21 protein-coding genes and 1 pseudogene are annotated in these 24,797 nt (G+C 69.6%); 8 read left to right on the forward strand and 14 right to left on the reverse strand.

Going from position 1 to position 24,797, the window contains the following annotated elements; genetic code table 11:
* The first annotated feature begins 296 nt into the window (after window positions 1–296).
* The 4 genes from FWJ67_RS03300 to FWJ67_RS03315 all read left to right on the forward strand — a co-directional run bounded on the left by FWJ67_RS03300 (window position 297) and on the right by FWJ67_RS03315 (window position 5,867).
* Window positions 297–1,196 carry a 4Fe-4S dicluster domain-containing protein gene (locus FWJ67_RS03300; protein WP_414482042.1) on the forward strand — a complete coding sequence of 300 codons (900 nt, stop codon included), beginning with the start codon at window positions 297–299 and terminating at the stop codon, window positions 1,194–1,196.
* The gene (gene nrfD / locus FWJ67_RS03305; RefSeq protein WP_414482573.1) at window positions 1,193–2,368 is read left to right on the forward strand and encodes an NrfD/PsrC family molybdoenzyme membrane anchor subunit; all 1,176 of its coding nucleotides are present in this window, start codon (window positions 1,193–1,195) and stop codon (window positions 2,366–2,368) included. The genes FWJ67_RS03300 and nrfD overlap by 4 nt, the downstream gene beginning before the upstream one ends.
* A gap of 184 nt (window positions 2,369–2,552) precedes the next feature.
* On the forward strand, window positions 2,553–3,524 hold the full coding sequence (locus FWJ67_RS03310) for a phosphatidylglycerophosphatase A (protein WP_304175134.1): 972 nt from the start codon (window positions 2,553–2,555) through the stop codon (window positions 3,522–3,524).
* Between the two features lie 21 nt (window positions 3,525–3,545).
* The gene (locus FWJ67_RS03315) at window positions 3,546–5,867 is read left to right on the forward strand and encodes a DEAD/DEAH box helicase (RefSeq protein ID WP_414482041.1); all 2,322 of its coding nucleotides are present in this window, start codon (window positions 3,546–3,548) and stop codon (window positions 5,865–5,867) included.
* 107 nt (window positions 5,868–5,974) lie between these two features.
* On the opposite strand, the gene FWJ67_RS03320 is transcribed toward FWJ67_RS03315, so the two are convergent.
* The 8 genes and pseudogenes from FWJ67_RS03320 to FWJ67_RS03355 all read right to left on the reverse strand — a co-directional run bounded on the left by FWJ67_RS03320 (window position 5,975) and on the right by FWJ67_RS03355 (window position 15,485).
* Window positions 5,975–6,865: a carbohydrate ABC transporter permease gene (locus FWJ67_RS03320; protein ID WP_304172469.1), complete on the reverse strand. Its 891-nt coding sequence runs from the start codon at window positions 6,863–6,865 to the stop codon at window positions 5,975–5,977.
* On the reverse strand, window positions 6,865–7,983 hold the full coding sequence (locus tag FWJ67_RS03325) for a carbohydrate ABC transporter permease (protein ID WP_304172468.1): 1,119 nt from the start codon (window positions 7,981–7,983) through the stop codon (window positions 6,865–6,867). Before FWJ67_RS03325 ends, FWJ67_RS03320 begins: the two co-directional genes overlap by 1 nt.
* Before the next feature lie 164 nt (window positions 7,984–8,147).
* The gene (locus FWJ67_RS03330) at window positions 8,148–9,404 is read right to left on the reverse strand and encodes an ABC transporter substrate-binding protein (RefSeq protein WP_304172467.1); all 1,257 of its coding nucleotides are present in this window, start codon (window positions 9,402–9,404) and stop codon (window positions 8,148–8,150) included.
* A gap of 110 nt (window positions 9,405–9,514) precedes the next feature.
* A complete protein-coding gene (galK, locus tag FWJ67_RS03335; RefSeq protein ID WP_414482574.1) occupies window positions 9,515–10,756 on the reverse strand; it encodes a galactokinase in 1,242 nt (413 codons plus the stop codon).
* Window positions 10,757–10,900: 144 nt separating this feature from the next.
* Entirely contained in the window at window positions 10,901–11,887 is a 987-nt protein-coding gene (gene galT / locus FWJ67_RS03340) for a galactose-1-phosphate uridylyltransferase (RefSeq protein WP_304172465.1), read from the reverse strand.
* A gap of 175 nt (window positions 11,888–12,062) precedes the next feature.
* Window positions 12,063–13,040 (reverse strand): annotated as a pseudogene (gene galE, locus FWJ67_RS03345) (UDP-glucose 4-epimerase GalE); the annotation flags it as partial.
* Entirely contained in the window at window positions 13,040–14,149 is a 1,110-nt protein-coding gene (locus FWJ67_RS03350; RefSeq protein ID WP_414482482.1) for a LacI family DNA-binding transcriptional regulator, read from the reverse strand. The pseudogene galE and the gene FWJ67_RS03350, both read right to left, overlap by 1 nt.
* 193 nt (window positions 14,150–14,342) lie before the next feature.
* Window positions 14,343–15,485 (reverse strand): pyridoxal-phosphate-dependent aminotransferase family protein, encoded by a 1,143-nt coding sequence (locus FWJ67_RS03355; RefSeq protein WP_304172462.1) that lies wholly within the window; start codon window positions 15,483–15,485, stop codon window positions 14,343–14,345.
* A gap of 175 nt (window positions 15,486–15,660) precedes the next feature.
* Here FWJ67_RS03355 and FWJ67_RS03360 point away from each other — a divergent pair, with 175 nt between their 5' ends.
* Together FWJ67_RS03360 and ilvE are read left to right on the forward strand one after the other, a co-directional pair.
* Window positions 15,661–15,873 (forward strand): hypothetical protein, encoded by a 213-nt coding sequence (locus FWJ67_RS03360; protein ID WP_304172461.1) that lies wholly within the window; start codon window positions 15,661–15,663, stop codon window positions 15,871–15,873.
* A gap of 129 nt (window positions 15,874–16,002) precedes the next feature.
* Window positions 16,003–16,881 carry a branched-chain-amino-acid transaminase gene (ilvE, locus tag FWJ67_RS03365; RefSeq protein WP_414482161.1) on the forward strand — a complete coding sequence of 293 codons (879 nt, stop codon included), beginning with the start codon at window positions 16,003–16,005 and terminating at the stop codon, window positions 16,879–16,881.
* 66 nt (window positions 16,882–16,947) lie between these two features.
* On the opposite strand, the gene FWJ67_RS03370 is transcribed toward ilvE, so the two are convergent.
* The 3 genes from FWJ67_RS03370 to FWJ67_RS03380 all read right to left on the reverse strand — a co-directional run bounded on the left by FWJ67_RS03370 (window position 16,948) and on the right by FWJ67_RS03380 (window position 20,614).
* Window positions 16,948–17,865 carry a cation diffusion facilitator family transporter gene (locus tag FWJ67_RS03370; RefSeq protein ID WP_414482160.1) on the reverse strand — a complete coding sequence of 306 codons (918 nt, stop codon included), beginning with the start codon at window positions 17,863–17,865 and terminating at the stop codon, window positions 16,948–16,950.
* 231 nt (window positions 17,866–18,096) lie between these two features.
* A complete protein-coding gene (pta, locus tag FWJ67_RS03375; protein WP_304172458.1) occupies window positions 18,097–19,107 on the reverse strand; it encodes a phosphate acetyltransferase in 1,011 nt (336 codons plus the stop codon).
* Window positions 19,108–19,342: 235 nt separating this feature from the next.
* Window positions 19,343–20,614: a Glu/Leu/Phe/Val family dehydrogenase gene (locus tag FWJ67_RS03380; RefSeq protein WP_304172457.1), complete on the reverse strand. Its 1,272-nt coding sequence runs from the start codon at window positions 20,612–20,614 to the stop codon at window positions 19,343–19,345.
* A gap of 119 nt (window positions 20,615–20,733) precedes the next feature.
* Between FWJ67_RS03380 and queG the strand changes: the two genes are divergently transcribed.
* Window positions 20,734–21,858, forward strand: a complete 1,125-nt coding sequence (gene queG / locus FWJ67_RS03385; protein ID WP_304172456.1) for a tRNA epoxyqueuosine(34) reductase QueG — start codon at window positions 20,734–20,736, stop codon at window positions 21,856–21,858.
* Here queG and FWJ67_RS03390 read toward each other — a convergent pair.
* The 3 genes from FWJ67_RS03390 to FWJ67_RS03400 all read right to left on the reverse strand — a co-directional run bounded on the left by FWJ67_RS03390 (window position 21,833) and on the right by FWJ67_RS03400 (window position 23,982).
* On the reverse strand, window positions 21,833–22,072 hold the full coding sequence (locus FWJ67_RS03390) for a YkoF family thiamine/hydroxymethylpyrimidine-binding protein (RefSeq protein WP_304172455.1): 240 nt from the start codon (window positions 22,070–22,072) through the stop codon (window positions 21,833–21,835). The genes queG and FWJ67_RS03390 overlap by 26 nt on opposite strands.
* A 184-nt stretch (window positions 22,073–22,256) precedes the next feature.
* Entirely contained in the window at window positions 22,257–23,294 is a 1,038-nt protein-coding gene (locus FWJ67_RS03395; RefSeq protein ID WP_304172454.1) for a threonine aldolase family protein, read from the reverse strand.
* A gap of 58 nt (window positions 23,295–23,352) precedes the next feature.
* Window positions 23,353–23,982: an IMPACT family protein gene (locus FWJ67_RS03400; RefSeq protein WP_414482158.1), complete on the reverse strand. Its 630-nt coding sequence runs from the start codon at window positions 23,980–23,982 to the stop codon at window positions 23,353–23,355.
* 212 nt (window positions 23,983–24,194) lie between these two features.
* On the opposite strand from FWJ67_RS03400, the gene FWJ67_RS03405 reads away from it, so the two are divergent.
* Window positions 24,195–24,623: a Fur family transcriptional regulator gene (locus FWJ67_RS03405; protein WP_304172452.1), complete on the forward strand. Its 429-nt coding sequence runs from the start codon at window positions 24,195–24,197 to the stop codon at window positions 24,621–24,623.
* Window positions 24,624–24,797: the final 174 nt, after the last annotated feature.

Genomic DNA, 24,797 nt, shown 5'->3' on the forward strand with positions numbered 1-24,797 from the left:
GGGAGGAAGGCTGAGGCGGCATCAGATCCCTCCTCCTCGCCCATGCTCTTCCGGACGCCATCCCGGGAATGATTTGTGATATCTGTCACATTCTCCTCGGAAAACGTGGTACAATGGTCCGGGGCGAGGCCAGCCGGTACCGGCCCAGCGAGCCCAACCCAGAAGACCTGGCCTCCCGGCTCCGGCAGCACCCTCTCGGCGCCGGCGCCCTCTCCGGCCCCAGGCAGGGTTCCCAGCCCCGGGGCGATCCGACCCCTGGTCGGGTCACTAACGACGTGGATTCGGAGGCAGATGGGATGGAGTTGACTCGACGCCAACTCTTTCAGTGGGGTGCTCGGCTGGGCGCCGCCGGCGCGACGGGGTGGGTCCTCACCCAGAGTTCCCAAGCCCAGGCGGCCAGCCAGTCTCCCCCATCCTCCCAAAAGGGGATGCTGATCGACATCACCCGCTGCGTCGGGTGCCGTTTGTGTGAGCGGGCCTGCGCGAGCAAGTGGGGTCTGGACCCGACGGACGAGCACCCGTCCAACCAGTGGACCTGGCTGACTCAGGTGGCCTCCGCGGACGGGCCCCGTTACGTCCGGAACCAGTGTTTCCACTGCTTGGATCCGGCCTGTGTCTCCGCCTGCCCGGTGGCCGCCCTCCGGAAGACGGCCGAAGGCGCGGTGATCTATGAAGAGGCCCGGTGCCTGGGCTGCCGTTACTGCATGCTGGCCTGCCCCTTCCAGATTCCGCGGTACGAGTGGCACTCCTGGAACCCGGCGGTGACCAAGTGCGTCTTCTGCTACGACCGGCTGGCGGAAGGCGAGGCGCCCGCCTGTGCGGTGGCCTGCCCCACCGGGGCCACCCTCTTCGGCGACCGGGAAGCGCTGCTGGCCGAGGCCCGGCGGCGGATTGCAGCCCATCCCGACCGGTACGTGCCCCACATCTACGGGGAGCATGAGGCGGGCGGTACCGCCTGGCTCTTCCTCTCCGACGTGCCCTTCGAGGAGCTGGGCTTCCGGACCGATGTGCCCACCCAAGCACCGCCCCGCCGGACCGACGCCATCATGCGCCTGGTCCCGCCGGTGGCCGGCGGGCTGGTGGCGGCCCTGGGCGCGCTCGCCTGGTGGAACCAGCAGGAGGAGGCGGGCCCTGGCGTGGACAGGGGCCCTGAGCCCAAGGCGGAGCGGGACGATGAAGGGGGACCCTCGGCATGAAGGAACTCACTCTGGCGTACGCCCCGGGTCGGGTGCGGGACTGGGCCTGGCACCTCACCTGGACCTGGCCCCGGGTGGTGCTGGCGCTGGTCGCCGGCGCAGGCTTCGTCGCCACCATCTACCGGTTCATCTTCGGGCTGGGGGCGGCCACCAACCTCTCCGATGAGTGGCCCTGGGCCCTCTGGATCTCCTTGAACGTGCTGTCGGGCGTGGCCTTGTCGGCGGGGGCCTTCACCATGGCGGCGGCCGTCTACCTCTTCCGGCAGCGAGCCCTGAAGCCCCTCCTCCGGCCCGCCATCCTCCTGGGCTTCCTGGGATACCTGCAGGTGATCATGGGCCTCATCGTCGAGCTGGGCAAGCCCTGGAACATCTGGCATCCCATCATCATGTGGCAGCCCCGCTCGGCCATGTTCGAGGTGGCCTGGTGCGTCATGCTCTACACCGTCGTTCTCTTCCTGGAGTTCGCCCCGGTGCTGCTGGAGAAGGTGGGCGCCAAGGCCCGCTGGCTGCGGGCGGCCCAGCGGATCACGCCCGCCCTGGTGGTGGCCGGGGTGGTCCTCTCCACCCTCCACCAGTCCTCCTTGGGGACCTTCTTCGTGCTGGTGCCGGGCAAGCTCCACCCCCTCTGGAACACCATCCTCCTTCCCCTGCTCTTCTTCACCAGCGCCATCGTCATGGCCATCGGCGTGGTCAGCCTGATGACCGCCCTCGCCTATGGCACCCTGGTCCGGTGGGATCCCGCGCCCCTGACGGCCCGCCTTCTCCGGTGGCTGCCCTGGGCGGTGGGCCTCTACCTGATCCTGAAGGTTGGCGACCTGGTGGCCCGGGGCCAGGTGGGGGAACTCTTCACGGGCTCGCCGGAAGCAGGTCTCTTCTGGCTGGAGCTGGCCCTCATCGTGCTGCCGGCGGTTCTGGCCCTCCAGCCCCGCCTCCGCTCCAGCCGGCGGGGCCAGGGCTGGCTGGGCGCGCTGGTGGTGGCCGGGGTGATCCTCAACCGGTTCAACGTGAGCCACTTCGGCCTCCGGGCGTGGACGGCGGCCGGCTACGTCCCCAGCCTGCCGGAGCTGGCCATCAGCCTGGGCCTCATGGCCGCGACCGTCCTGGCCTTCATTGCCATCGCCGAGAACCTGCCCGTCTTCAGCCACCGGCCACCGGCGGACCGAGGCGCCTGACCCTGGGGAGGCCTGGGACCGTGGGGCGACGGCCCAGGCCTCCCCTCCCAGCGCGCCCACGCCAGGCCTTAGCGCGAGCCTCGCCTTACAGGATCCCTGCCTTGACCTCCCGTCTCAGTGCCGGTACCTCTAGAGTACACGCCTGTCCAGCCCGCCTCCCAGAGACGGTGGGAGGCATGCGCTGATGCACCCTTCCCAGAGCCCGTGGGCCATCCCCGCCCGACCCTCGCCGGCAGCCAGCCTCAGGCCTCGCCCCAGGGCCAGCTCACGCCCTGGCGACGGCTTCGGTCCCCCGGGCCGCGCCTTCCCCTGGCTGGTGGGCCTGGCGGCCTGGTGTCCACCCTACCGGCTGGGCCGGCGCTGGCAGGCGGAGCTCCTGGTGGTGGCCGATCCCCTTCCCCCATCCCGGCGGCGCCGGCGCCTCGGCCCCACCCTCAGGGGCGTGGACCTCCGGGTGACCTGGCGGAGCGTCGAAGGGCTCGCCTACTCCAGCCCTCGCCATCGGGAGATTCTGCGCTGGGGGCGGATCCTCTACGATCCGGCAGGCCTGCTCACCTCTTGGATGGCCGCCCTGGCCGGCTCTGGCGCAGGATTCCAAGCCCTCCGCGTCGAAGCCGCCCCCGCCGGACATTCTCAGAAGAGAAGAGGAGCGGAGCCCATGGCCCAGGCCGACGTGCCACAGATGTTGGAGCTGCTCCGGGGCCGGGGGGTGGACCCGGAGGACCTGGTGCGCCTGGTGCTCAAGCTCCAACGCCCATACGTGCCTGACCTGACTGCCGATGCGGCCCGGGCCCACCTCCACGCGGTCCTGGCCAAGCGGGAGGTGGAGTACGCCATCATCACCGGGGTCATTCTGGACCGGATGGCCGAGGAGGGCCGGCTCGACGAGCCTCTGGGGAGCATCGTGCGGGAGGATCCGTCGCTCTACGGCGTCGACAAGGGACTGGCCCTCTCCATCGTGAATGCGTACGGGAGCATCGGCATGAGCAATTTCGGCTATCTGGTCCACGAGCGGCCCGACGTCCTGGAGGCGTTCCGGACCCGTCCGGGACGGGTCTGCACCTTCCTGGACGACCTGATCGCGGGCCTGGTGGCCGCCACCTGCGCGCGGATCGCCCACCGCGCGGGCGATGCGGCCGAAGGAAGATCGACGTAACGAGGGGGCAAGGGAGACCGTTTGACCCAACCGCTCACCGAGGTCCGAACCTATCGGGGCTACGCCCTTGATCCGTTCCAGCAGGAAGCCATCGAGCACATCGACCGGGGCGACTCGGTCTTGGTGGCCGCCCCCACCGGGACGGGGAAGACCCTGATCGCGGATTACCTCATCGAGCAGATGCACCGGCAGGGCCGGCGCGTCGTCTACACCGCGCCCATCAAGGCCCTAAGCAACCAGAAGTTCAAGGAGTTCAAGCGCCTCCTGGGCGAGGAGGCGGTGGGCATCCTTACCGGCGACGTGGTGGTCAACCCGGAGGCCTCCATCCTCATCATGACCACCGAGGTCTTCCGGAACCTGCTCCACCAGGACCCCGAGCGGGTCGCCGATGTGGCCTACGCCATCTTCGACGAGATCCACTACATCGACGATCCCGAGCGGGGAAGCGTCTGGGAGGAGTCCCTCATCTTCATGCCGCCCCAGATGCGCCTCTTGGGCCTTTCGGCCACCATCCCCAACGTGGAGGAGCTGGCCGCGTGGATCAGCCAGGTCCACGGTCACCCGGTGCGGGTGGTGGTCCACACCGAGCGGGCCGTGCCACTGGAGCACCACCTCTTCGAGGGGACCTTGGGCTTCACCACCCGCAAGGCCCTGGAGCAGCGGTACCGCCGGTACATGAAGCGGGCCGGCCTCAAGTTTTCCGACCGGGCCCGCCTCCCCTTCCGGTTCGAGCCCACCACCCACCTGGACCTGCTGGAGGTGCTGGCGCCCGAGCAGTTCCCCGTCCTCTTCTTCACCTTCAGCCGGCGCAAGTGTGAGGTGAACGCGCTGGAACTCAGCCGGACGGGGAAGGTCTACCTCACCCCAGAGGAGCAACGCCAGGTGGATGAGGTGATCCAGGAGGCCCTGGCCACCCGGGTGCCCGAGGGCGCGGGCCACCAGAACAGCGTGACGGCCCAGCGGCTCCGGGGCATGCGGAACTTGCTGCTGAAGGGCATCGGGTTCCACCACGCGGGCCTCCTGCCCGTGGTGAAGGACGTGGTGGAGGAGCTCTTCGAGCGCCGGCTCATCCGGGTCCTCTACTGCACCGAGACCTTCGCGGTGGGGATCAACTTCCCCTGCCGGACGGTCTGCTTCGACGCCTTCAGCAAGTGGGACGGCCGCACCTTCCGGCCCCTCCTCAACCGGGAGTACTTCCAGATGGCCGGTCGGGCCGGGCGCCGGGGCATCGACGTCCGCGGCGACGTCATCACCCTGGTGGACTTCAACTACTTCATCCCCCAGGAGCTGCCCTCCATGGACGAGGGGGAGATCGAGCCGGTCCGCAGCCGCTTCTCCCTCTCGTACAACACCGTCCTCAACCTGGTGGAGGGTTACGACCAGGAAGAGGTGGCCCGGATCCTCGCCAAGAGCTTCGCCACCTACCAGGCCAACCAGCGGCGGCGGGAGTACGAGGCCCGCCTGGCCGAGCTGGAAGGAGAACGGCTCCGGATCCAAGGCTGTGCCTACATGGAGACCCCCCGGTGCCCCGTCAACCTGATGGAGCGGATGGCCCTCCTGGAGGAGAAGCGGGAGGAGGTGTCCCGGCGCCTCGCCCGGAAGGAGCGCCGGGGCGTGAAGCGCCTCCGCCGGAAGATCCGCCAGGAGGAGGCGGCCCTGAAGAAGCTCCAGGTGGCCGGCTGCCCGCCCGAGGTGCTGGACCGGTGCCAAGCGCTCCTCCCCACCTACCGCCGCCTGACCAGGCGGATCGAGCAGATGCGGGAGCGGATCAGCAACCTCCCCTCACCCCAGCGGTTCCTGGAGAGCTACCGTCAGAAGCGGGCCCTCCTGGAAGCCCTGGATTACGTGCGGGAGGGCAAGCTCACTGCGCGAGGGCTCTTCGCCTCCCAGATCAACATCCAGGAGCTCTTGGTGACGGAGCTCCACTTCGACGGGTGGTTCCATGAGCTGGATGTGGACACCCTGAACGCCCTGGTGGTCTCCATCGACTACGAGCCCCGCCGCGCCGAGCGGCGGGTCCGCCACCGCCTCTTCAACACGGCCCGGGTGGAGGCGACGGTGCAGTTCCTTGCGGAGATGGAACGCTCCTTCGGCCAGGAGCCCACCATCCGCTTCAACGACAACCTGGCCCTCCTCGCCTACCACTGGAGCGCCGGTGAGAGCTTCGCCGAGATCCTGCGCCGGGGCGACTTCGACGAGGGCGACATCATCTACGCCTTCCGGCGGGCCATCGACCTCTTGCGCCAGATCCGCCACGCGGTGCGGGATGATCCCTACCTCTCCACCAAGCTGCAGACCTGCATCGACCGGATGGACCGGGACGAGGTGGCCGTCGTCCTGTAGCCTCCCAGACCCTCGGGACGACGCGCTCGGGGCCTGCCCGCCGGAGGCGGTGCAGGCCCCGAGCCGTTGGAACCCGTTTCCCTTGGACGTTCCCCTGCTCTCCGAGGTTACCCCTTGAGGGAGCCGGCCAGCATCCCCCGGATGAAGTACCGCCCCAAGAGGATGTAGACCAGCACCGTGGGCAAGGCGGCCAGCACTGAGCCCGCCATGGGCATGTTCCACCGGACCGCCTCACCCCCAGCCAGGTTGGCCAGCGCCACGGTGATGGGCTGGGCCGCGGGCTGGGTCAGGGTAACCGCGAAGAGGAACTCGTTCCAGATCTGGGTGAACTGCCAGATGATCACCACCGTGAAGGCGGGCGCCGACAGGGGCAGGATCACCCACCGGTAGATGCCGAAGAAACCGGCCCCGTCGATGGAGGCGGCCTGCACCATCTCATCGGGCAGCTCCGCGTAGAAGTTGCGGAAGAGGAGGGTGGTGATGGGCAGCCCGTAGACCACGTGGACCAGGATCAGACCCGGCAGCCCCCCGTACAGGTTGACCGACCGGAGGAACTGGAAGAGGGGAATCAGGATGCTCTGGTAGGGGATGAACATCCCGAAGACGATGAGCGGGAAGATGTACCGCTCGCCGGGCAGGCGCCACTTGGCGAGGACGTACCCGTTCATCGACCCCATGATCGCCGAGAGCGCGGTGGCGGTGACGGCCAAGATGAAGCTGTTCCGCAGCTTGGGCGCGAAGTCCCGCCACGCCGTGGCGTACCCCTCCCAGGAGATGGGCCGGGGCGGCTCCCAGGCCGTCGGGAGGCGGATGTGGGCCGGATCCTTCAGGCTGGTGACCACCGTCAGGTAGACGGGTGTCAGGTAGATGATCACCAGCAGGATGAGCACCCCGTAGACCGCCACCCGCCCCCACCGGGCCCGCCCCGCCGCCTTCTGGCGGGACAGCTGCAGGTCGTGGGCCGGCGTTCCGGTGGCGACGGCAGGCTGATCAGCCATCACGCCTCATCCCCCTTCCGCAGGGTGGAGACCATGTAGGGAATGATCAGGAGCGAGACCAGGAGCAAGAGCAGCGTGGCGATGGCCGCCCCCTTGGCGAACTGGTTGCCCCGGAAGGTGGTCAGGTACATGAGGATGGCCGGCACGCTGGTCATGGCGTTGTCCGGCCCGCTCATGGCGAAGATCAGGTCGAAGATCTTCAGGGCGATGTGGCCCAAGACCACCACCGCGCTGAGGGTGATGGGCTTCAAGAGAGGCAGCTCCACGTACCGGTAGATCTGGAGCCGGGAGGCCCCGTCCACCTGGGCCGCCTCCCGCAGCTCTTCGGGGATCCCCCGCAAGCCCGCCAGGTAGAGGGCCATGGTGTAGCCCGACATCTGCCAGGTGGCGGCGATGATGATGCCGATCAAGGCCAGGTTGAACCCGTGGGTCTCCGGGAAGGGAAGCCCGCTCCAGTTGACCCCCCGCCCCACCAGGAGGACGTACGCCCCCGCGACCAGGCCTGGGAGGCCCAGGAGAAGGGCCTTCCGCCGGGTGCCCCGCCGCCAGGCCCGCACGCCCAAGAGGATGAGCACCACGGCGGCGAGCAGGATGAGTCCCTGAGGAACCGCCTGCCAGTTGAATTGGAGCACCCGCTGGCGGCTGGTGGTCCAGAGAAACTCCAGCCTCGGCAAGCCCACCAGGGTGGGGAGCACGTTCACCCCGCCCCGGGGCTGGAGCATCCAGCGCCAGATGGTCCCCGTCACCACAAAGGAGAGGGCCATGGGAAGCAGGAAGACCGTCCGGAAGAACCCCTCCCCCTTAAGCGGCCGGTCCAGCAGGGTGGCCAAGAAGAGCCCCATCCCCAAGCACGCCACGACGAAGATCAGGCTGAAGAAGACCATGTTGACCAGGTCTTGGCGGAACCGGACGTCGAGAATCCCGGTGAAGAGCTGGCGGTAGTTCTCCAGGCCGACGAAGGTGATCTCCGGCTGGAGGGCCAGGGAGGCGCCCCGCCCCCAGTCGGTGAGGGAGACGTAGACGGTCTGGCCGATGAAGCCGTAGACGAAGATGCCCAGCAGAATCAGGGAGGGTGCCAGCATCAGGCCGGCGATGAGGCGATCCTTTCCCGTTCTCATAGACGAAGCCCCCTCCCGGTGCGCGCGCACCAAGCTCGTTTCCACACGGTGACCGCTCCTTCTGCACCGATGGCACGGGGGCGAGCCCCCAGGGCCCGCCCCCGTCCAGACTCACCTCCGCGAGCCACCCATCGGGGCAGGCTCGGCTGCCGAGGGGCCCTGCCTCAGAGGCCGATGCCCGCCTGGAGCGCCACGGCGTGCGCCGCGTTGGAGGTGATGACGGGATCCCGGGTGGTCAGGAACATCTCCATCACCGTGGTGGCGAAGTCGTTCATGAACCGCTCGTTGGCCACCACGCCGTGCTGGAGGCTGCCCACGATCCGGTTGGTCTGCCAGTCCCGAGCCACCGACTGCCCGTAGGCGTCATACCGGCTCAGGTCGCTGTCCAACCGGGCGCTGATGGAACCCTTCAGGGGGTTGAAGATGTCCTGCCCCTCCCGGCTGCCCACGGTCCGCAGCCAGGCGATGGTCGCCTCCCGGTTGGGCGCGCCCTTGGGCAGGCCGAAGGAGTCGGCCAGCATCATGAAGATGCCCTCCGTGCCCGGCGACGGCGCCCAGCCGAAGTCGACCCCAGGCTTCAGCCCGAGGGTGGTGCTCATGTAACCCGAGGCCCAGTCACCCATGATGTTGAAGGCCGCCTCGCCGTCCACCACCATGTCGGTTGCCTGCTGCCAGGTGAGGGAGGCGAAGTCGGGGTTGGTGTACTCCATGATCCGGTCGAGGAGCTCCCAGGTGGCCACCACCTCAGGGCTGGTCCAGGCCAACTCACCCGTCCAGAGGGCCTCCCACTTGTCGGGACCGAGGACGGAGAGGGCCACGCTCTCCCACAGGTGGATGACCGACCAGTTCTCACCCACCGAGAGGGGCACCACGCCCTGGGCCTGGAGCTTGGGGGCGATCTCGAAGAACTCGTCCCACGTCGTGGGCACGCTGACACCCCACTTCTCCAGGTTCTCGGGGATGTAGTACATCACGTTGGACCGGTGGATGTTGACCGCCACCGACCAGATGCCCTCATCGGTCGAAAGCAGCTTGATCAGGTCCTCAGGCAGGACATCGTACCAGCCCTCTTCCTCATAGAGGAAGGTGAGGTCCTCCATCCGATCCGCCAGCACCCAGGTGCCGATCAGCTCCTGGCCCGCGTGCACCTGGAAGGTGTCCGGCGGGTCGCCGCCAAGCATCCGGGTCTTCAGGACGGCCTTGGCGTTGACGCCCGCCCCGCCCGTCACCGTGGCGTTGATGACCCGGACATTGGGATAGAGGCTCTCGTAGTGCTCGATCAGCGCTTCCAGGGCCGGGCCCTCATCGCCAGCCCACCAGGAGAAGATCTCCAGCTCCCCGCTCTGGGCGCAAGCCGTAGCCGGAAGCAGGAACGCCACAAGTACGGCCAGGACGCCCAGATACCAGCCAGTTCGCCGCATCTCTGATCCCTCCCGCTTTGGTTGCTTGGCAGAAACAACCTCTCGTGCCTTTCGATACCGTTTGATTTGGCTCCTTCTTGCCCAGGACTTTCGAATGGGTCTTATTCCCTTCATGTCTCGCTTTTCGAAACCATGCCGAGTACCCGTACACCATCGACGGGCCGGCACGGGAAGAGGTGGGCCGCCTCACCCCCTTCGGTGAGGTTCGCGGCCTGGTCCTGGAAGGCTCCGGCCGCCTCCCGCCGGACCACCGCCAGGATGCTGCCGCCGAAGCCACCGCCCACCAGCCGGGCGCCCAGGCACCCCGGCAGGTGGATGAGGGCCTCTACCCAGCGATCGATGGTGGGGGTGGAGACCTGGAACAGATCCCGGAGACTCTGGTGGGACTCGCTCACCAAGCGGCCCACCGTCTCCAAATGGCCCTGTTCCAGGGCCTGGGCCAGGGCCAAGACCCGGCCGTTCTCCTCCACCACGTGGCGGGCCCGGCGGTGGAGGGTGGCCACCGGGTGCCCGCGGAAGGACTCGCCCACCCGGGCTTCCAGGAAGCGCAGGTCATCGGAGGTCACATCCCGCAGCGCTTTCACGCCCGGCTTGGCCTGGGCTAGAAGCTGGGCGGCGGCCTCGCACTCCTGGCGCCGGCGGTTGTACCCCGATCCGGCCAAAGTCCGCCCTTGGGGCGGGTGAACGACGAAGAAGGTAAGGGTTTCGGGAATGGGGAGGGCCCGATACTCCAGGCTCCGGCAGTCCAGGAGGAGGGCGTGCCCCGCCTCCCCCAGGGTGGCGGTGAATTGGTCCATGATCCCGCAGGCGACGCCGACGAACTGGTTCTCCGCCCGCTGGGCCGCCTGGGCCAGCCGGAGGGGCGCCAGCTCCGCCTGGTGGAGGGTCAGGGCGAGCTGCCCGGTGGCCACCTCCAAGGCGGCCGAGGAGCTGAGACCCATCCCTTGGGGCACCGATCCGGTGAAGGCCAGGGCCATCCCTTCCAGCTGGAACCCTTCCAGCTGGAGGGACCAGAGGGTGCCCGCCACGTACCGGGCCCAGTCGGGCAGCTCACCCGCCCGGTCTGGGCTCAGCCCGTCCAAGCTGAAGCGGGCCTCCTCCTGCCGGTCCAGGGCCCGGACCCAGACCTCCGACCCGCCCCAACGGCGCCCGCTCATCACCACCCACCGGTCGATGGCGGCCGGGAGCACATACCCGTCGTTGTAATCCGTATGCTCCCCGATCAGGTTGACCCGTCCGGGCGCGGCGACGGTAACCACCGGGTCGCCGGAACCGGCCCCGGGGGCCCTTTCCAACGCTTCACAGGTCGCCCGGCGCATGGCGTCGAGTCCGTTCTGTACAGGGTCGCTCATCAAGCCTCATCCACTTCATGATCGAATCGCTTCGATATCTATGTCCTTATTTTTGGTTATTCGATTTCATCCCATTAGATTCCTTTTCACCCGCGTCTCGGACCTTTGCCGGTTGGGGCTGAGTTTCCGCTCAACTCTGCTGGCTCAAACCCACGTCCAGCGCTCTCGCAGCTCAGCTGCCTTCTCCTCGGGGAGGGTGTCGTTGATGAAGGTGCCGGCGCCCTGCTCGCAGCCCGCCAGGTACTTGAGCTTCTCCCGGGTGCGGTGGGGCGGGAGAAACTCCACGTGGAAGTGCCCCAGGGCGGGAGCCGGCGGCTTGGGCGCCTGGTGCATCACCATCAGATAGGGGAAGGGAAACTCGAAGAGCCGGTCGTAGCTGGCCACCACGCCTTGGAGGATGGCCGCCAGGGCCCGCTGTTCCTGGACGGTCAGTTCTGCCAGGGAGGCCACATGCCGCCGGGCCAGCACGTGGACCTCGTAGGGGTAACGGGCGTAGAAGGGAACGACGGCGGTAAAGGCTTCATTCTCCGCCACCACCCGCCGGCCGTCCTCTCGCTCGATGGCCAGCTGGCGGCAGAGGAGGCAGGCATCGGGCCCCTCCGCCCGCGCGCCCCGGAAGCGGGCCTGGGCTTCCAGCTCCTGCAGCGGCACGGGGGGCACATAGGGGAAGGCGTAGATCTGGCCATGGGGATGGTGGAGGGTCACCCCCACCGCCTCGCCCCGGTTCTCAAAGATGAGGACGTACCGGATCTCCGGCTCCTGCATCAGGGCCTGGTACCGGTCGGTCCAGACCTGGACCAGCCGGAAGGCGTGCTCCGGGTCGAGGGTGGCCAGGGACCCTTCGTGTTCGGGGGTGTAGCAGACCACCTCGCAGCGGCCCCGGGCGGGCTCCACGGGGCTCAACCGCGTCGCCGCCACCGCCGGCTCAGGCGGTGGCATCTTTAAGGAAGGGAACCGGTTCTCGAAGACCACGATCTGGTAGGAGCTGGCCGGGATCTCTGTCGGCTCCCGGCCGGGCCGGGTTGGGCAGAGGGGGCAGTGATCGGCTGGCGGTTTGTAGGTCCGATCCTGCCGGTGGGTGGCCGTGATCACCCACTGCTCCAAGAGCGGGTGCCAGCGGAGCTCAGACATGGCCTTCCCCCTCCTCGCCGCCCTCCCCGGGGCCGGCGCTCTCTTTCCCGGGAAACTCGTAGTAGATCAGGTAGCGGCCGTCAGGCTTGGTCTCCTGGCGCCGGGCCAGGCCCTCGGGCAGTGGTGGGGCCGCAGGAGTGGCCGGGCTATCTGGCTTCCCATGGGATGGGGCCGGGTACCCCTGGGGGTGGGCCAACCGCCACCGCCAGGCGCTTTCGATCATCGCCTCCACCGACGGCCGGCGGGGAACCCAGCCCAGCTCTCGACGGGCCCGCTCCGCGCTGGCCACCAGCACCGGCGGATCCCCGGGCCGGCGGGGGCCCACCTCCAAAGGAATGGGCCGGCCTGTCACCCGGACCGCCGCCTCGTACACCTCCCGCACACTAAACCCCGCGCCGTTGCCCAGGTTGTAGATCCGGGAGGGGCCTCCCCGGGCCAGGTGATCGAGGGCCAAGAGGTGGGCTTCGGCGAGGTCCAGCACGTGGATGTAGTCCCGAATGCACGTCCCGTCAGGGGTGGGGTAATCATCGCCGTAGATCTGGAAGGAGGGCCGCTGGCCCAGGGCCACCTCCAACAGGATGGGGATCAGGTGGGTCTCGGGCCGGTGATCCTCCCCCAACCCCCGATCGGGGTCGGCGCCGGCCACGTTGAAGTAGCGGAGGCTGACCCACCTCACCCCGTACGCCTCCTCGTACCAGCGGAGCATCCCCTCGAAGGCCAGCTTGGTCGCCCCGTAAGGGTTGGTGGGGTTGGCCGGCTCCTCCTCCACGATGGGGACCCGCTCTGGCTCCCCGTAGACCGCCGCGGTCGACGAGAAGACGACGTAGGGAATCTGGTGGCGCCGGACAGCCTCCAACAGGTGATAGCCGGCCACCACATTGTTCTCGTAGTAGAGGGCGGGGTTGGCCACCGACTCCCCCACCAGGCTGGAACCCGCCAGGTGGATGACCGCATCCCACGGGCCCCCGGCCAGCGCCGCCTCCACCTCCTCGGGCCGGCGCAGATCGGCCTGGATGAGCTCCAGCCCCCGCACTGCCAGGGGATGACCTTTGGAGAGGTTGTCCACCACCCGGACCCGATCCCCCCGCTCGTGGAGCAGGGCCGCCACGTGACTCCCAATGTAGCCGGCGCCGCCAGTGACCAGCACCCGCATCAGCCATCGCCCCTTCCCGTGGTCGGACCCGACTCCGGCGCCGGGCCCGTCGACTCCCGCACCCTCAGCTCCGTCGGAAGCCCCTCTTCCACCCCATCCAGGCCTTCGCCGTGGAGCCCCCGCAGCATCAGCTCCATGGCCCGCCGCCCCAGCCGCTCCATGGGCATGTCGACGGTGGTCAAGGCGGGGACCACAAAGGCGGCCTCGGGGATATCATCGAAGCCCACCACCGAGGCCTCCTCCGGCACCCGCCGGCCCGCCTCACGCAGGGCCCGCAGCACGCCGATGGCCATCAGGTCGTTGGCAGCCACGAAGGCCGTCAGCTCCGGGTGGCGGGCCAGAAGCCGAGACGCCGCCTCCCGGCCACCCGCGGGGCTGAACCCCCCCTCCGCCACCCATTCGGGCCGGACCTCCAGCCCGTGGGCCGCCATCGCCCGCCGGTAGCCTTCCAGCCGCTGGTAGGAGCCCCCCTGCTCCAGGAGCCCCCCGATGAAGGCAATCCGCCGGTGCCCCAGCCCGATCAGGTGCTCCACCGCCTGGAAGCACCCTTCCCGCTTCTGTCCCCAGACCGACGGGATCCCGGGCACCTGCCGCTCCACCAGGACCACCTGGATCCCCATGGCGACCAATTCCGCCAAGAGGTCGGCGGCGGGGTCGGGGCCCTTGCGGTGCTCGCCCACCAGGATGACGCCGTCCGCCCGGTTGCGGACCACCGCCTCCAGGCGCTGGCGCTCCACGTCCGGGTCGTTCTCGGTGGTGAAGAGCATCACGTCCAACCCGGCCCGCCGGGCTTCGGTGTCAATGCCTTGGAAGATCTTGCCGAAGAAGGGGTTCCGGGTGTTGGGAACCACCACCGCCAGCATGTCCGTCCGGCGGGCGACCAGCCGGCGGGCGATGGCGCTCGGCCGGTAGTTGAGCTTCCGTGCCGCGGCCAGCACCCGGGCCCGGGTGGCCGGCCGGACCCGTTCCGGATCGTTGAAAGCCAAGGAGACGGTGGAGGGGGCCACCTCCGCCTCCCTGGCCACATCCTCAATGGTCGCCCGGGCGACCACCCGCTTGCGCCGCCGGTCTCCTGAGGCCGGGCGGCGGTTTCTCACCTGGTCGGACACAGCGGCACTCCTATCGAAACGTTTCGATCCTATCTTTCACTTCTTCGGGGGCCCGCCTCATTCCTTTCCGGGCCCTTTCCCTCCCCATCGCCTTCGGAAGCCAGCGGCTTCTTCAGGAGAGGGTTCACCCTAACCTGCCCCCTCCCCTGGCTCGCCAGACGACGGGACGGGACCGGGGTGGTCCGCGCGAGGCCTACTCCGCCTGCGCGGCCTCGGCCGCGGCCACCGCCTCCTCGGGTGAGACGGCCAGGCCCTGGTCGCGCAGGACCTCCCCCAAAGCCAGCAGGCCCTGGAGCAGGTGCTCCGGCTGGATGGCTCCCATGTGGGCGATCCGAATCGCCCGGCTCTTCAGGGCCCCTTGACCGCCCGCCACCTCCACCCCCCGGGCCCGCAGGGCGCGGCGCACGGCGCCGGCATCCAGGCCTTCGGGCAGCAGCAGGCAGGTGACCGTCGGCGAGGCGTGAGCCTCCGGGGCCAGGACCTCCAGGCCCAAGGCCCGGCCTCCCGCCCGCACCATGGCGCCCATCCGCCGGTGGCGCGCGTACACCTGCTCGAGCCCCTCGGCTTCAATCAAGTCCAGCGCCCGGTCCAGGGCAAACCAGAGGGAGACGGCCGGCGTGTAGGGGGTCTCCCCCTGCTCGCCGAAGCGCCGGGCCTCCTGCACATCCCAGTAGGACCGGGGCAGGCGGGCCCGCTCCGTCGCCTGCCAGGCGCTGGGGCTCAGGGCCAGCAGAGCCAGCCCCGGCGGCGACATGAGGCACTTCTGAGAGGCGGTCACCACGCAGTCGATCCCCAGGCGGTCCATCGCCACCGGGGTGCCACCGAGGCCGCTGACCGAGTCGACCACCACCAGCGCCCCCGACTCCTGGCGGGCCACCCGGACCAGCTCCTCCAAGGGGCTCAGGGCGCCGGTGGAGGTCTCGTTGTGGGTGATGAAGACCCCCCGCACCTCCCCCGGCGGGTAGGTGAGGAGCCGCTCCCGCAAGCGCTCGGGCGGGACCACCTGGCCCCAGGGGGCCTCCAGCCGGTCCACCGCCAGCCCGAACGCTTCGGCGATGGCGGCGAAGCGTTCCCCAAAGGCGCCCGCCACCAAGACAATCACCCGGTCACCGGGCGAGAAGAGGTTGACCACCGCCGCCTCCATGGCGCCGGTGCCCGAGCCGGGGAAGATCAGAACCTCCTGCTCCGTTCCGAAGAGAGGCTTGAGACGGCGGGTCACCCGACGGTACAGCTCCACGAAAGCCGGTCCCCGGTGGCCGATCAGGGGCTGGGCCAAGGCTTCCCGCACGGCCGGCGGGACCGGTGTGGGTCCGGGGATCAAGAGCAACGGTTCCAAGGGGTTCGCTCCCTTCGGCGTGGCTTTGGTGGCCCTCACTTCGCCCGACCTGCGGGCAAGTCCTGCCCCCAGGCTGCCTCCCCAAGGGCTTCGCGCATATCCTTCCGCCCTGACGTGAAGCTAGCAGGGAGCCGGTCCACGGTGGGGAAGGAACGGGCCTAAGGAGGGAAGGCCAGTGCGCTACCACATCTCCCTGTACTTTGACATCAGCGGCACCGACCCTGAGGACTGGGTCCACGACGCTTTTGCGGCCTTGCGGGACGCGGGGCTTCTGGAGTACGTGCGGGGTGAGCTGGAGGAGGATTACGCCATCGAGCCCATGGACGAGAACGGTGAGGTGGACGGGTTCCCCCCGGACACCCTGGGGACCAACGGGGCCTCTCCCTAGGAACGCTGGCGACGGGGAGAGGGAGAGGCGGGCTCGGCCTCGAACGGTAGAGGAACAACGGGCGACGAGGGACGAGGGCCTCCCGCAGGCTCGGCGGTGCCCGGTCACCTCACCCTTCGAGGAGGATGGATGGGCGTGCAAGTCTACCTCAACGGCAAGCTGGTCCCCCGGGAGGAGGCGAAGGTCTCCGTCTTCGACCACGGTCTTCTCTACGGCGACGGCGTCTTTGAGGGGATCCGGCTGTACAACGGCCGCATCTTCAAGCTTCGGGAGCATGTGGACCGGCTCTACCGTTCGGCCCGGGCCATTCGGCTTGAGATCCCCATGACCCCCGAGGCGATGGAGCAGGCCATCATCGAGACAGTCCGGGCCAACGGGCTGCGCGACGGGTACATCCGGCCGGTGGTCACCCGGGGTGTGGGCGATTTGGGCCTCGACCCGGCCAAGTGCGAGACCCCGACGGTGATCATCATCGCCTCCACCATCCAACTCTACCCGGCCGAGCTCTACGAGCGGGGGGTCTCGGTGGTCACCGTCGCCACCCGGAAGAACCTGCCCGATGCACTGCCCTCCGAGGTCAAGTCCCTGAACTACCTGAACATGATCCTGGCCAAGCTGGAGGCCAACCTGGCGGGCGCCTCCGAGGCCTTGATGCTCAACCAGCAGGGCTACATCGCGGAGTGCTCGGCGGACAACTTCTTCGTGGTGCGGAACGGCGTGGTGGCTACCCCGCCCGTCTCCCAAGGGGCGCTAGGCGGCATCACCCGGGCAACGATTATTGAACTGGCCCGCTCCCTGGGCCACCCGGTGGAGGAGCGGCCCCTCACCCGCGCCGATGCCTGGGTGGCTGACGAGGCCTTCATGACGGGCACGGCCGCCGAGGTGGTCCCCGTGGTCACCATTGACGGGCGCTCCCTGGGCGATGGGCAGCCTGGACCCATCACCCGCCAGCTGATGGAGGCCTACAGCCGCCTCACCCGGGAGGAAGGAACGCCGGTCTACGACTGAGCCCGGAGAAACCCCGGCCGGGCCGCCAGAGGAGCTCGGCCGGCAGGCCTTCCCTCTTCACCTGCTTCAGGGGACGGTCTCCAGGCAGGACGGATGGGTCTCGACGGGGTTGACGTGGACCATCACCTGAGCCACCTCGGGGCACCCGCGCCGGATGGCCGCCTCCACCCGGTGGGCCACTCGGTCCCCTTCCTGGACGGTCAGGTGGGCGGGCACCCCGATGACCAGGTCGACCACCAGGTAGGGACCCATGGGCCGGGGGTGGATCTCCTCGACGGCCAAGCAGCCGCCTACGCTCCGCGCGGCCTGGGTGAGGCGGTGGATCAGCTCCGGGTCGGCCACCCGGTCCATCAGCTCATCGACCGCGCCGCGGGTGACGGCCACGCCCGTCCGAAGGACCAACAGGGCGATGACCAGACCAACCAGCGGATCGAGCCCCGGCCACCCCAGGCGGGCGCCCAGGACCCCGGCGAAGACACCCAGGGAGGCCACGGCGTCCGCCCGGGCATCCCGGCCGCTCGCCTCCAGGGCGGGCGACCGGTGCTGCCGCCCCACCCGGAGCAAGACCGCGGCCAGCCCTCCCTTCACGCCCACGGAGAGCAGGGCCGCGGCCAGGGCGACCGCGCCGGGCGGAAGGGGCTCGGGCTGGCGGAGCGCCTCCAGGGCCTGCCAGCCGATCTGGACCCCGGCGCCCGCCACCAGCACCCCCACCACCAAGGCCGCCAGGCTCTCCGCCTTCCCGTGACCGTAGGGGTGGTCGTGGTCCGGGGGGCGCCGGGCGATGAGCAGGCCGCCGAGGACCACCGCCCCCTTGAGCCCGTCGGCCAGGGTGTCGAAGGCATCGGCCACGAGCGCGGTGGACCCGGCCCCCCGGCCCGCCCAGAGCTTCACCAGGCCGAGGATCAGGTTGGTCGCGAAGGCGAGGGCCCCGGCGGCGACCACGGGCGAAGGGGCTAGGGGCTTGTCGAGGCGAACGGGGTCCACACGCTGGGCCTCCCACGAGGTGTTGGAGCGGCCGCAGTATATCATGGATCCCCGTGGTTGGCCAAGACAAAGGCCTTTCTTTCGCCTTGCCTGATCAGACGGCTTAGGGCGGCCTAAATCGCGGCCGGGCGCGTCCCTCTGCGGCCAGGCTCCTACGGCGTGCGGCATCCCGGGGGGCGAAAAGGCCCGGCCAGCAGGGCCGGGCCTTCCCAGAAAGCCTCCTCCTGGAGCCTACTCGGTGACGGCGGTGATGACCGCCGCCTGAACCACATCCTCCGCGCTGCAGCCCCGGGAGAGGTCGTTGACGGGGCGGCGCAGGCCCTGAATCAAGGGCCCGATGGCCGCCGCGCCGGCCAGCCGCTGGACCAGCTTGTAGCCGATGTTCCCGGCGTTCAGGTCGGGGAAGATGAGAATGTTGGCCCGGCCGCCGATGGGGCTGGTGGGCGCCTTCCGCTGGGCGATCTCCGGCACCAGGGCCGCATCCACCTGGAGCTCCCCGTCCAGGAGCAGGTGGGGCACCCGCTCCCGGGCCAGCCGGACCGCCTCCCGCACGTGGTCCACCAGCGGGTGCTCCGCGCTCCCGTGAGTGGAGAAAGAGAGGAAGGCCACCCGCGGCTCCAGATCAAAGAGGGTCTGCGCGGTCTGGGCGGTGGTGATGGCGATCTCGGCCAGGGCCTCCGGGTCGGGCTGGGGCACCAGGCCCGAGTCGGCGAAGAAGAGCAGGCCGTCCTCCCCGAAACGGCGGTCGGGGACCACCATGAGGAAGTAGGAGGAGACGACCTTCACCCCTTCCCGGGCCCGGATCAACTGCAAGGCCGGCCGGAGGGTGTCGGCCGTGGCGTGGACCGCGCCCCCCACGTACCCGTGGACCTCATCCTGCAAAACCAGCAGGGCGCCGTAGTAATTGGGGTCCTCCCGCACCAGGCGGGCCGCCTGCTCCTCCGTCATCCCCTTGGCCTTGCGCAGCTCGTAGAGCTGGCCAGCCAGGGCCTCCTGCTGCGGGTCCTGGGCCGGATCCTTCACCTCAATACCGTCCAAGCTCAGGCCGAGCTGCTCCGCGAGCGCTCGGACCCGGTCCGTCGCGCCCACCACCACCGGCTGCGCCAGGCGTTCGTCGGCCAAGATCCGGGCCGCCCGGAGGACGCGCTCATCCTCGCCCTCCACCAGCAGAACCCGCCGCTGAAGGCTCCGGGCCTTCTCCCAAAGAGGCTCCATCACTCGACGTGCCAGCTCATCTGCCAACAGCGTTCCCCCCTCAATCCCTCACCGGCTCATCCCGTCGACGAGCCCTCCCTGTCCATTTCCCCGGCGGGGCGGCGGACTCCTCGCGGCCCGGCACCCCTCCTTGCAGCCCGAGAACCCCCTTTCCAGGATCCCCCATCCGATCGGGCGGGGACCGCCCGAGGTGGAGCGCGACGGGGGGCCGCCAGCGCGGCCCCCCGTCCCAGCCAGATGAGCCGTGCCGTGCGCTCCAGGTTTAGGGGAAGATCCCCCGCAGGCGGACCGCCTCCGCCACCCGCCGCAGAGCCAGGGCGTAGGCCGCCTGCCGGTAGGGGAGGCCGTCCTTCTCGGCGACGGCCATCACCTCGTGCAAGGCCCGGACCATCTTCTGGCGGAGGCGCTGGTTCACCTCGTCCTCGTCCCACTGGTAGCGCTCCAGTCCCTGGACCCACTCAAAGTAGGAGACGGTGACGCCGCCCGCGTTGGCCAGGATATCCGGAATGACCACAATCCCCCGATCCCGGAAGATGGCGTCCGCCTCGGGCGTGGTGGGCCCGTTGGCCCCTTCCACAATCAGCTTCGCCCGCACCTGGCCGGCGTTCGCTCCCGTCAGCTGGTTTTCCAGGGCAGCGGGGATCAGGACGTCGCACGGCAGCGCGAGGAGCTCCTCGTTGGTGATGGGCTCGCCGCCCTCAAAGCCTTCGATGACGCCGTGGCGGTCCCGGTGCTCGAGGAGGGCGGGGATGTTCAAGCCCCGCTCATCATAAAGGGCGCCCGAGATGTCCCCCACGCCCACCACCTTCACCCCGAGCTCGTGCAAGAAGCGGGCCGCCGCGCCGCCGACGTTGCCGAACCCTTGAATCACCGCGGTGGTCTCGGCCAGGTTGATGCCCTTCTGGCGCGCGTACTCTTCCAGGACGTAGACCAGACCCCGGCCCGTGGCCGCATTCCGGCCCAGGGAGCCGCCCAGCTCAAGAGGCTTGCCCGTCACCACCGCCGGCGTCATGGCCCCCCGGTGCATGGAGTAGGTGTCCATGATCCAGGCCATCACCTGGGGGTTGGTGTTCATGTCCGGTCCGGGAATGTCCACTTCAGGGCCGATGACGGCGCTGATCTCGTAGGTGAACCGCCGGGTGAGCCGCTCCAGCTCCGCCTGGGAGAGCTCCCGGGGGTCCACCACCACCCCGCCCTTGGCCCCGCCGTAGGGGAGGTCGAGCACGGCGCACTTCCAGGTCATCCACATGGCCAAGGCGATCACCTCATCCATGGTGACCGCCGGGTGGAAGCGGATACCGCCCTTGGCCGGCCCTCTTGCGAAGTTGTGTTGGACACGGTATCCTTCAAACATCCGCACGCGGCCGTCGTCCATCTTCACCGGGAAGTTGACCTGCAGGACCCGCTGGGGCTTGCTCAGGTACTCGATCAGATCGTCGGCCAAGCCGAGTTCCCGGCCGGCCGTTCGCAGCTGGGTGAGCGCGACGGTCAGCGCGTTCTCGCTGGGTTGCGGCTGGTTCCCGGGTACCGCCATGGGCGAACCTCCTTGAATGTGGGGCATCCTTCCGGTACGGCCTGAGGAGGCCTTCTCTTCCCGCAGTTTCCTTACCAGTTCGCCCTGGACGGGCGGCCACCTGCTGGGGAGGTGGGGCCATGCGCCTGGAAGACCGGCTCAAGGCCGAGGGCCGCCGGCTGGGCTTTCACCGGGTGGGCATCGGGCCCGCCACCGAACTCCGGCGGGCCCGGGAGGTGCTGCAGGCCCAGCAGGCCCGAGGCATCGATCCCGCCTTTGTCCCCAAAGAGATCAGCCTCCGGACCGATCCCCAGCGGTGGCTGCCAGGCGCCCGTTCCCTCATCGCCGTGGCCCTGGCCTACCCCCGCCCGCCCCGGCCAGCCCCGCCCGACAGGGAGCCCCGGGGCCTCATCGCCCGCTACGCCTGCTTTGAGGACTACCATGCGGCCATCGAAAACCGGCTGGAACGGCTCATGCGCTTCCTGGAGGACGAGGCGGGCCGGCCCATCGCCTGGCGCTCTCTGGTGGACACCAGTCCCGCCGTCGATCGGGCCGTGGCGGAACAGGCGGGGGTGGGAGCCTTCGGGAAGAACGGGTGCCTCTTCGTTGAGGGTGCGGGCTCGTGGGTCCTCTTGGGGGCTGTGGTCACCGACCTCCCCTTGGAGCCTGACCCGCCCGTGGAGCTGGACTGCGGCGCCTGCACCCGCTGCCTGGACGCCTGCCCGACCGGTGCCCTGGAGCCCTACCAGGTGAACAGCCGTCTCTGCATCTCGGAGGCAACCCAGCTGCGGGGGCCCCTGCCGCCGGAGCGGCGGGCGAGCCTGGGCCGCTCTCTTTGGGGGTGCGACATCTGCCAGCAGGTCTGCCCCTGGAACCGGGGGATGCCCGAGGAGCCGGGACCGCTCCAACCCCTCTCCCAGGTGGGCGCCAACCCCTCCCTCCTGGAGATGCTCACCCTCAGCCGGCGGGGGTTCCTGGAGCGCTTCGCGCAGAGCGCCCTCAACTGGCGGGACGAGAAGGTCTTGCGCCGGAACGCGGCCTACGCCTTGGGGAACCTGCGGCGGGCCGAGGCGGTGCCCGCCCTCGCGGAACGCTTGGCCCACGACCCCTCGCCCACCGTCCGGGGGGCGGCTGCCTGGGCCCTGGGCCAGATCGGCACCCCCGAGGCCCGGCGGGCCCTCGAGGAACGCCTGGCCCACGAGGCCGACGAGGGGGTGCGGGCCGAGCTGGAGGCGGCCCTTACGGCCGGGCGTTGGTCAGGGTGACCACCATGGCCAGCTCCCCCGACTGGGCGAGGGCCTCCTCGAAGAGGGACCGGAGGGCCTGCCACACCTGGTCCGGCGGCCCGTGCAGCTCGGTGCTGACCGGCCCCACCTCCCACTGGACGCCGGCCTGGGCCAGGCTCTCCAGAGAGTGGTTGATCACCTGGTCGGCGTCGTCGCTCTCCACGGGGTAGAGGGCCACCTGGGCCGTGAGCATGGACCCCAACCTTTCGCGAGGACTCCTGGCGGGGACGCGAGCGCCCGCCGTCCCTGGCTGCGCCTTCCTCCGTGAAGGACGGCTCGCCTCCCCGTCAGGGCGCCTCTAGTGTGGCAGCCAAGGGGGCCGCCTATACAGGGCCAGCGAGGCTGGGCGGGACGGGGGAATGCCGGGAGCGGGCCGCCTAGGCCGCCTCCCGCATCACCCGGCGGACGGCCCTGATGGCCTGCTCCAGCTCCCCATCGCCGATGTGCCGGTGGAGCACCATCCGAATCCGGCCGGGCGCGGGGGAGCCAGCCAGGACGCCTTGCGCCCGCAGGGCCCCCAAGAAGGTCTTCTCGTCCATCTGGGCCAGCTGGAAGATGACGATGTTGGTCTCCACCGTCGCCGGATCCAGCTCGATCCCCGGGATCTCGGCCAGGGCCGCGGCCAGGCGCCGGGCCCGGGCATGGTCCTCGACCAGCCGGTCCACCATCTGCTCCAACGCGATCAGGCCCGCGGCCGCGAGCACCCCTGCCTGGCGCATGCCCCCGCCCAGGAGCTTCCGCAGCTTGCGGGCCCGGGCGATGGTCTCAGCCGGGCCGCAGAGAATGGAGCCGACGGGCGCGCTCAAGCCCTTGGAAAGGGAGATCATCACCGTGTCGGCCGGGGCGGCCAGCTGGGCGGCGGGAACACCCTGGGCGATGGCGGCGTTGAAGAGCCGCGCGCCGTCCAGGTGGACCCGGAGACCGTGCGCGTGGGCCACCCGGCAGAGGGCCTCCGTCTCCTCGACGCTGTACGTGCTCCCCCCGCCCCGGTTGTGGCTGTTCTCCAGGCAGAGCAAGGTGGTGGGCGGGAAGTGGATGTCCGGCTGCCGCAGGGCGGCCGTCACCTGCTCGGGCGTCAGGCGGCCCCGGTCTCCCGGCAGGGTGCGGGGGATGACGCCGCCGATCCGGCTCACACCCCCCACCTCATAGTAGTAGACATGGGACTCTACGTCACAGAGGAGCTCGTCCCCCGGCTGGGTCTGGCTCAGGACGCCCAGGAGGTTGGCCATGGTCCCCGAGGGACAGAAGAGGCCTGCCTCCTTCCCCAGGAGGTGGGCGGCGCGCTCCTCCAGCGCCCGGACCGTGGGGTCCTCCCCGTAGACGTCGTCGCCCACCGGGGCCCGGGCCATCGCCTCCCGCATCGCCTCGGTCGGTTGGGTGACGGTGTCGCTCCTGAGATCGATCGTCTGGGTCATGGCGTCTTCATCTCCTTCATCGCTCCTGAGCTCCGTCGAGGTGGGCGCTCCTCCTGGCTCAGGCCGTGCCCCAGGTCTCGCCCAACAGCTCCACCCGGGCGGTCCCACGGCTTTGCTCCTGCAGGACGGCCGAAAGGGGTTCCACCCCTTCCGGGGGCAGCTCCAGCTCCCAGGTGACCTCCACCCCGTAGGCCGCCTCCACCAGCCGGGCCCCCCACTCGGGCAGCCGGGCTTCCACCCGGGCCGCGGTGGCATGGTCACAGGTGACCCGGACCCGGACCAGGGGCCGCACCTCTACGGGCTGGGCGGCCGCCAGAGCCCCTTGGGCGCTCTGGGTGTAGGCCCGCACCAGGCCGCCGGCCCCCAGGAGGATCCCGCCGAAGTACCGGACCACGACGACGGCCACCTGGACCAGGTTGGACCGTTCCAGCAGGGTGAGAATGGGCCTCCCCGCCGTCCCGGCGGGCTCCCCGTCCTCGTCGTAGGACTGCCACAGCTCGGGGTTGGCCAGCCGGGCCGCCCAGACGTGGTGCCGGGCCTGAGGATGCTCCCGGCGCTGCTCGGCGTGGAGCGCGCGGGCCTCCGCCTCGTCGGCCACGGGCCGGGCGATGGCCAGGAAGCGGGATCCTTTCACTTCGATCTGGTAGGTCCCTTCCCGGGAGAGGGTCCGTCGGGGGGCCTCGGGCACGACCATCCTCCCTTCAAATCCGCGGCGGTTCTGCCGGGCCTCCGTACGTAGAATGCGACAGGGCCCAAGGGGGCTCCTGCCCAGGGAGGACGGCCCCCTGCCGTTGACACCGCCCGGGCCTGCGGCTACCATAGGAAGGGAGAGCGACTGAGAACGGATCTCACCCCTAAGAGTGCCCCGAAAGCGCGCGGCTGGGTGAGGGGGGAAGACCTTTGGACGAGGAACTGCTGGTCCTCCGGCGGAAGGGGATGCGCCTCACCCCTCAGCGCCAGGCCATCTACCACTACCTGAAGAACACCAAGAGCCACCCGACGGCGGAAGAGATCTTCGCCGCGCTTCACCCGCGTTTTCCGGGCCTGAGCCGGGGAACGGTCTACAACACCCTCAACATGCTGGTTCAGGAGGGCTTGGTGCGGGAGCTCCGGGTGGACGACACGGCCAGCCGGTACGACGCGGACACCTCCCAGCACCACCATGCCACCTGCCAGAAGTGCGGCCGAGTGACCGACTACTTCGGACCGTCCTTGGACAGCCTCCTCCGGGAGGCCGAGTCGGAGACCGGATACCGCCTGGAGAGCGCCGAGCTCTACTTCGAAGGGCTCTGCCCCGCCTGCCAGGCAAGCAACAACGTGGCGCCCTAAGCTCTCGGTCTCAGGCTCCCGTTGGCCTTCCTTTCCGTCAGCGTGAGCTCCGTTGCCGATATGGTACAATAGGCCTGTCGGACGGAGACGCACGGACTCCCCGGGCCGTCCCGCGTTCCCCGTTGGGCGGCCCGAACTGGGGGACAGACGGGAAGCATGCTACCTTTCGGAACC

Source organism: Limnochorda sp. (genome assembly GCF_047459355.1).
Lineage (GTDB): Bacteria > Bacillota > Limnochordia > Limnochordales > Limnochordaceae > Limnochorda.

Excerpts from the sequence above, each read along its gene's own strand:
- ilvE (WP_414482161.1), top strand. The coding sequence starts at position 16,003 with ATGGGCGTGCAAGTCTACCTCAACGGCAAGCTGGTCCCCCGGGAGGAG.
- galT (WP_304172465.1), bottom strand. The coding sequence starts at position 11,887 with ATGTCTGAGCTCCGCTGGCACCCGCTCTTGGAGCAGTGGGTGATCACG.
- FWJ67_RS03325 (WP_304172468.1), bottom strand. The coding sequence starts at position 7,983 with ATGAGAACGGGAAAGGATCGCCTCATCGCCGGCCTGATGCTGGCACCC.
- FWJ67_RS03310 (WP_304175134.1), top strand. The coding sequence starts at position 2,553 with ATGCACCCTTCCCAGAGCCCGTGGGCCATCCCCGCCCGACCCTCGCCG.
- FWJ67_RS03380 (WP_304172457.1), bottom strand. The coding sequence starts at position 20,614 with ATGGCGGTACCCGGGAACCAGCCGCAACCCAGCGAGAACGCGCTGACC.
- FWJ67_RS03300 (WP_414482042.1), top strand. The coding sequence starts at position 297 with ATGGAGTTGACTCGACGCCAACTCTTTCAGTGGGGTGCTCGGCTGGGC.
- nrfD (WP_414482573.1), top strand. The coding sequence starts at position 1,193 with ATGAAGGAACTCACTCTGGCGTACGCCCCGGGTCGGGTGCGGGACTGG.
- galK (WP_414482574.1), bottom strand. The coding sequence starts at position 10,756 with ATGAGCGACCCTGTACAGAACGGACTCGACGCCATGCGCCGGGCGACC.
- FWJ67_RS03330 (WP_304172467.1), bottom strand. The coding sequence starts at position 9,404 with ATGCGGCGAACTGGCTGGTATCTGGGCGTCCTGGCCGTACTTGTGGCG.
- FWJ67_RS03395 (WP_304172454.1), bottom strand. The coding sequence starts at position 23,294 with ATGACCCAGACGATCGATCTCAGGAGCGACACCGTCACCCAACCGACC.
- FWJ67_RS03390 (WP_304172455.1), bottom strand. The coding sequence starts at position 22,072 with ATGCTCACGGCCCAGGTGGCCCTCTACCCCGTGGAGAGCGACGACGCC.
- FWJ67_RS03320 (WP_304172469.1), bottom strand. The coding sequence starts at position 6,865 with ATGGCTGATCAGCCTGCCGTCGCCACCGGAACGCCGGCCCACGACCTG.
- queG (WP_304172456.1), top strand. The coding sequence starts at position 20,734 with ATGCGCCTGGAAGACCGGCTCAAGGCCGAGGGCCGCCGGCTGGGCTTT.